Annotated in this window: 5 protein-coding genes; 4 read left to right on the top strand and 1 reads right to left on the bottom strand. The window is 30.0% G+C overall.

The window, feature by feature from the left end; translation table 11 throughout:
- The coding region (locus M4I33_RS13750; protein ID WP_257917340.1) for a dihydropteroate synthase at window positions 1-1713 on the top strand (1713 nt) is incomplete at its 5' end.
- A 37-nt stretch (window positions 1714-1750) separates the two neighbouring features.
- Here the strand turns inward: M4I33_RS13750 and M4I33_RS13745 are convergent.
- Window positions 1751-2701: a TDT family transporter gene (locus M4I33_RS13745; RefSeq protein ID WP_257917339.1), complete on the bottom strand. Its 951-nt coding sequence runs from the start codon at window positions 2699-2701 to the stop codon at window positions 1751-1753.
- Between the two features lie 307 nt (window positions 2702-3008).
- Between M4I33_RS13745 and M4I33_RS13740 the strand changes: the two genes are divergently transcribed.
- From M4I33_RS13740 to M4I33_RS13730, 3 genes are all read left to right on the top strand, one after another.
- A complete protein-coding gene (locus tag M4I33_RS13740) occupies window positions 3009-5084 on the top strand; it encodes a molybdopterin oxidoreductase family protein (RefSeq protein WP_257917338.1) in 2076 nt (691 codons plus the stop codon).
- A gap of 63 nt (window positions 5085-5147) precedes the next feature.
- Entirely contained in the window at window positions 5148-6332 is a 1185-nt protein-coding gene (locus M4I33_RS13735; RefSeq protein WP_257917337.1) for a molybdopterin molybdotransferase MoeA, read from the top strand.
- A gap of 13 nt (window positions 6333-6345) precedes the next feature.
- A partial coding sequence (locus M4I33_RS13730) for a molybdenum cofactor guanylyltransferase (RefSeq protein WP_257917336.1) occupies window positions 6346-6581 on the top strand: 236 nt, incomplete at its 3' end.

The raw sequence follows: 6581 nt of genomic DNA, 5'->3' as shown, positions 1-6581 counted from the left end.
CCTAATGCAGGACTTCCAAAGATAGTAAATGGAGAAGCTTTTTATGAAATTACACCTAAAGAATTTAAAGAGGAAATGATTAAATTTATAGATTTAGGGGTATCTGTAGTAGGTGGCTGCTGCGGTACTACTGAAAAGTTTATTAAAGAACTAAGTGAACTAAAAACTTTAAAAAAGGTAGAAAGAGAGTATAAAGAGATTTATGCTGTAACTTCTCCATCTAAAGTAGTTTATATAGATGAAGTTCGTGTAGTCGGAGAGAGGATTAATCCAACAGGAAAAAAACTATTTAAAGAAGCTCTTATAAAAAAAGATATAGATTATATTATAAATCAAGCTTTAGAACAAATTGAAGGTGGCGCAGAAATATTAGATGTAAATGTAGGCTTACCTGAAATAGATGAAAAGAGTTTGATGAAGACAGTTATAAAAGAACTTCAAGGAGTCTTAGATATTCCTCTTCAAATAGATTCAAATAAAAAAGAGGTTTTAGAAGAAGGTTTAAGATATTATAACGGTAAACCTATAGTAAATTCAGTTACAGGTGAAGATAGGGTATTAGATAATATTCTTCCTTTAGTTAAAAAGTATGGAGCCTCTGTAGTTGGCCTTACTTTAAATTCAAATGGAATACCAGAATCCTTCGAAGAAAGATTTAAAATAGCAAAAAAAATAGTAGATAAGGCAAAAGAATACGGTATAAAAAGGGAAGACGTATATATAGATTGCTTAACTTTAACTGTATCAGCTCAGCAAAAAGAAGTTATGGAAACTTTAAAAGCATTAAGAGTAGTAAAAGAAAAACTTAAAGTAAAAACTCTTCTAGGGGTATCAAATATTTCTTTTGGTTTACCAAATAGAGATTTAATAAACGAAACCTTTTTAAGCTTAGCCTTAGGTGCAGGCCTTGATTTACCTATAATGAATCCTAACAAGGAAGGTATGATTGGAGTTATAAAATCCTTTAAGGTTTTAAATAATAACGATATTAAAGGTGAAGAATTTATAAAATCTTATGGAAACAAAAAAATAGAAAGAATCACTTTAAATAAGGATCAAAAGAGTTCAATGGAAAATAATAAAGAACAAAAAACTGATACCTTAGAAGATTTAATATTAAAAGGGCTTAAGGGGCGTGTTAAAGAACTAACTTTAAATCTTTTAAAAGAAAAAAGTGAAATAGATATAGTAAATGAATATTTAATTCCAACTTTAGATAAAGTAGGGGAGAAATACGAAAAAGGTGAGATATTCCTTCCTCAGCTTATAGGGGCCGCTGAAACCGTAAAGGTGTCTTTTGATATCATAAAAGAAAGGCTTATAAAGACTAATAAAAAAGGAACTGAAAAAGGAAAGATAGTTCTAGCTACAGTTAAAGGTGATATTCACGATATAGGTAAAAATATAGTTAAAGTTATTTTAGAAAACTATGGCTATGAAATTATAGACCTTGGAAAAGATGTAAAAATTGAAAGAGTTCTAGAAGAAGCTATAAATAATGATGTGAAGCTAGTTGGGCTTAGCGCCCTTATGACAACTACTATTAAATCTATGGAAGAAACTATTAAAGCTTTAAAAGATAATAATTTTAAAGGTAAAATAATGGTAGGGGGAGCTGTATTAACTAAAGAATACGCAAAAAATATAGGAGCAGACTTTTATTCAAAGGATGCAAAAGAATCAGTAGAAATAGCGAGAAAAGTATTTAATTAAAAAAGGTTGCGAAAATTCTATTTTCGCAACCTTTTATTTATTTAGTGAATTTCTTTCCTGGGATGTCCATTAAGAAATGGAATACAAATTTATAAAATACAAAAGCTATCACTCCTGTTGCTATAAATAATTCGATTCCTGCAATCTCATTAACTATAGCACCTAAATTAGAATATCCAGCTTTAAAAAGATAACCGCTAACTTTAACACAAGCTACTGTAGCTACAGCTAATGGGAAGGTAAGTGCTGCAAATGTTGGGTTAAATTTTAATTTAAATATCTTAGGAAAGTTAATATAAACATATATAGTTGTAATTAAGCTAAGAATAAAGAAGAAACCTACGATATAGATGTTTGGATTCTTAAATAATGTTAAATAGCTTAAAACGCAAAGTGAAGCTGGTGCTGCAAATATACAAATAAGAGGATACTGCGCATCTGGCACTTCAACTTTTGAAAGTCTATATATAACTACTGGTAAGTAAGTTAAAAATGATATTACAACAAAGTAAAATACAGGTTTAACTATATTTTGTGTATGCATAGCTGGGCTTGTAGTACATGAAACTGAAATACCAACTAAAAGTGCATACCAACAAGGTAAAACTGAATTTATATCAAACTTCTTAATAACGTGAGTAATTAAGAAGAAAAGTACGAAGAAAATATTAATAATAAATCCGATATACCATAAAGTTAAAGCAACTGTGCTATTAAACTTTACAAAATATGCTGCGATATTCATAAGAAGCATCGTAGCTGTAGGGTATAAAGTCATAAGTATTGGATTGTTCATTTCTTTTTTTATAACATCTGGATGCTTTATAAATCTAGCTACCCAAAAAACTAAAGCTATAAGTCCTATGTAGATAAATATGCTTCTAACTCCGTTAAAGCCAAGGCCAGGGTAAAGGCTAGTTAAAGTAACTGCACCTAGGCAAGTTCCGATAAAACCTATCGGATAATCTTTTAATTTAATTCTGTCCAAAATAATCACCTCAAAAATTTTATAATTAAAGTACGTTTATTAAATAAATAATAATTAATGAAATAACAAAACCTAGTAAAGCTAGGAAAAATGATATTTTATTTTCTTTCAAAACACACACCGACCTTTGTTAAAAATTTAATTACTTTATAAAGATACAGAAATTTTACAAAAATATATGTGATAAATATCACAAAATACATGGAAAAAGTATTGAAATTGAGTAAAAGTGTGATGAAAGTCACATTTATTATACATTGAAAATGATAAAATTTAAACAATCAACGGATCGTAAGGAGTGATGTTAATGATAAAACAATCTGTGTGTAATTACTGTTCAACAGGCTGTAATTTAGAGTTTAATGTAGAAGATGGAAAGATTCAAAAGATCACAGGAAAAAAAGGTTATCCTGTAAATAATAATACTGCTTGTATAAAAGGTTTAAATTTAGATAAACAATGTTCAGTATACGGAAAAAATAAATTACCTCTTTTAAGGGGCGAAGATGGAAAAATGCATGAGATCTCTTGGGATGCGGCATTTAAAGTATTTGCTACACGAATGAAAGAGATTGAAGATAAATACGGAGAAGGAAGTTCTGCTTTTATAAGTACAGGACAATTACCTTTAGAGGAAATGGCCCTACTTGGATATATAGGTAGAGGAATGATGCATATGGAGGGGGATGGTAATACAAGGCTTTGTATGGCAACATCTGTTGTAGCTTACAAACAAAGTTTTGGTTTTGACGCACCACCGTACACTTTAGAAGATATAGAACTTACTGATACTATGATATTAATAGGAGCAAACCCAGCAGTTGCACACCCTGTAATTTGGGGAAGAGCTAGAAAAAACAAAGAAGCTAAAAAGATTGCAATAGACCCAAGATATTCAGAAACAGCTAAAGCTTGTGATGAGTGGTATGGAATAAAACCTAAATCAGATCTTTATTTCTTATATACATTAGCTAATGTTTTAATAGAAAAAGGATATATAGATGAAGATTATATAAATAACCACACTGAAGACTTTGAAGGATTTAAAGAGCATGTAAAAAAATATACTCTTGAAAATGTAGAAGAGTTTACTGGAATTTCAAAAGATAGAGTTTTAGAATTAGCAGAAACTATAAATAACGGTAAAAAAGTTTCGTTCTGGTGGACTATGGGAGTAAACCAAGGTTATGAAGCTGTAAGAACTGCTCAAGCTATTATAAATATAGCAGTTATGACTGGAAACATAGGAAGAGAAGGAACAGGTCCAAACTCAATAACAGGTCAAAGTGATGCTATGGGTTCAAGGCTTTATAGTAATACTGCTTGTCTTTATGCAGGAAGAGATTATGCAAATGAAGAGGATAGAAAATTTATAACAGAGGTTATGAATATTAAAGATGAATATATTCCTAAAAGACCTACTAAAGCGTATCCAGAAATAATAAGTGGAGCTATAAATGGCGAAATCAAAGGTATGTGGATTGTTTCAACAAACCCTGCTGATTCTTGGATAGATAATAGTTCATTTATTAAAGCTAGAGAAAACTTAGACTTTTTAGTAGTTCAAGATTTATATTCTGATACTGATACTGCAAAGATGGCAGACCTTTTCTTACCAGTTGCACCTGGAATTAAAAAATCAGGAACTTACATTAATACTGAAAGAAGACTTTCAAGTTTAGTTCCAATGATTCAAAAAGAAGAAAATGAATTAACAGATTTTGAAGTTTTACACGGAATAGGTAAAGCTATAGGAATGGAAGAAGAACTAAAGGGCTGGGAAACTACAAGAGATGTATTTAACCTTTTAAGAAAAGCTTCAAAAGGAACTCCTTGTGATATAACAGGGGTAATTTACGATGAAATGGTTAAAGACCATAACGGAGTACAATGGCCTTTAAGATCTGGAGAAAAATTAGAAAAGGACCAAAGAAGATTATTTGAAGATGGTAAATTCTTTAGACCAAACGGTAAAATGAAATTTATGTATGAAGACGTAAAGGTAAATGAAGATAAACAAACTAAAGAATATCCTTACGTTTTAAATACAGGAAGAGGAACTGTAGGTCAGTGGCATACTCAAACTAGAACTAGAGAAGTCCAAATTATAGAAAATATGATTTCAAAAGAACCTTATATAGAAATAAGCAAAGAAATAGCTGAAAACTTAAATATTAATAACGGAGATAAAATAGAAGTATCATCTGTTAACGGAAAAAAAGTTGAAGTTTTAGGGAAAATAAATGAAGGCTTAAAGAGTGATGAATTATATGGACCTATGCACTATATAGAAACAAACATCTTAACTCGTGGCTCATATGATGCATATTCTAGAGAACCTTCATACAAATATGCAACTGTTAACGTAAAAAAAGTAAATTAGTTTATTAGTATGTCTATCTAAAAAGATAGGCATACTTTCTTATAAAAAGAAAGAGGGATAAATATGGTAAGTTTAGAAGAAGCTGAAATTTTGCTCCTTAATAAAACACCGAAATTAAAAATTGAAGAAGTTAGCTTAGAAGAAGCTACAGGTAGAGTTTTAAGTGAAGATATATTTGCAAGAATTGATAACCCACCATTTAATAGGTCGCCTTTAGACGGGTATGCAATAATTGCAGAAGATACTTTTAATTTAAAAGACTTTGCCTTCCTTAAAGTTATAGATACTGAGTATGCAGGACATATATCAAAGAAGACAGTAAAGCCTAAAACTGCAATAAAAATCACTACAGGTGCAAAAATTCCAGAAGGAGCAAACACTGTAGTAAGAAAAGAAGACACTGAGTTTTTAAATGGGTATGTAAAAGTCTATAAGAGTCTTAAACCTTATGAAAACTTTTGTTTTAAAGGTGAAGACTATAAGGAAGGTCAAAAACTTATATCTAAAAATACTAAGATAACAGCGTCAAAAGTTATGGCTATAGCAAGTCTTGGAATTAAAAAGGTTAAGGTTTATAAAAAGCCTGTTATAGGAATAATTAACACAGGTGACGAGGTGCAAGACCTTGGAGAAACTCTAAAAGAAGGTAAGATTTATAATAGCAACGGTTACTTTTTAAAATCTAGAGTTTTAGAATTAGGTTGCGATTCAAAGATTTATAATATTATCTGCGATTCTTTTGAAGAAATTATAAAAGCTATAAAAAATTTAGAAGAGTCATCAGATATAATAATTTCTACAGGTGGTGTATCTGTTGGAGAAAAAGATAGGGTTAAAGAAAGTGCAGTTAAAGCTGGGTATGATATCTTGTTTTGGAAGGTAGATATGAAACCTGGGTCTCCTATGTTTGCAGCTTCAAAGGGAGATAAATTATATATAGGGCTTTCAGGGACTCCTGTTGCAGCTGCAACTAGTTTTGAACTTACAGGAAGAAAAGTTATAGAAAATATGCTAAATCAAAATTCTAACTACAAGGAAAATTGCATATTAAAAGATGAATTTTTAAAGGTGACTTCTAAGAGAAGGTTTTTAAGGGTTTATGTAAATAATAAAAACGAAGTTTTTATAAATAGCGTATACCAAACTCCAGGTCAAGTTCACACTATGATAAACAGTAACGGTATATTAGAGATTCCTAAAAACAAAGAACTTAAGTTAGGTGAAAAAGTTAATGTTTTAATGATTTAATTTTGGAGGATTTATGAAAAAGAGTGCAGTTATATTATCAGGTGGAAAAAACTCAAGAATGAATAAAAAAACAAAAGCTTTTTTAAAGCTTCAAGATAAAAGTTTTTTAGAATTAGAATTAGATGCTATAAAGTTATTTGATGAGATCATAATTTCTTGCAATGAAAAAGATTTATATAAAGATTTAGGGTATAAGCTAGTAGAAGATGAAATAAAAGATATAGGACCGCTTGGAGGGATTTATACTCC

This window comes from Clostridium sp. LY3-2 (assembly GCF_024705715.1).
Lineage (GTDB): Bacteria > Bacillota > Clostridia > Clostridiales > Clostridiaceae > Clostridium.
The sequence above is the reverse complement of the archived record's forward strand: the minus strand, read 5'-3'. Positions and strand labels throughout refer to the sequence as shown.

Bases quoted from the DNA above. Each gene is read 5' to 3' on its own strand.
- M4I33_RS13735 (WP_257917337.1), top strand. From the start codon at position 5,148: ATGGTAAGTTTAGAAGAAGCTGAAATTTTGCTCCTTAATAAAACACCG.
- M4I33_RS13740 (WP_257917338.1), top strand. From the start codon at position 3,009: ATGATAAAACAATCTGTGTGTAATTACTGTTCAACAGGCTGTAATTTA.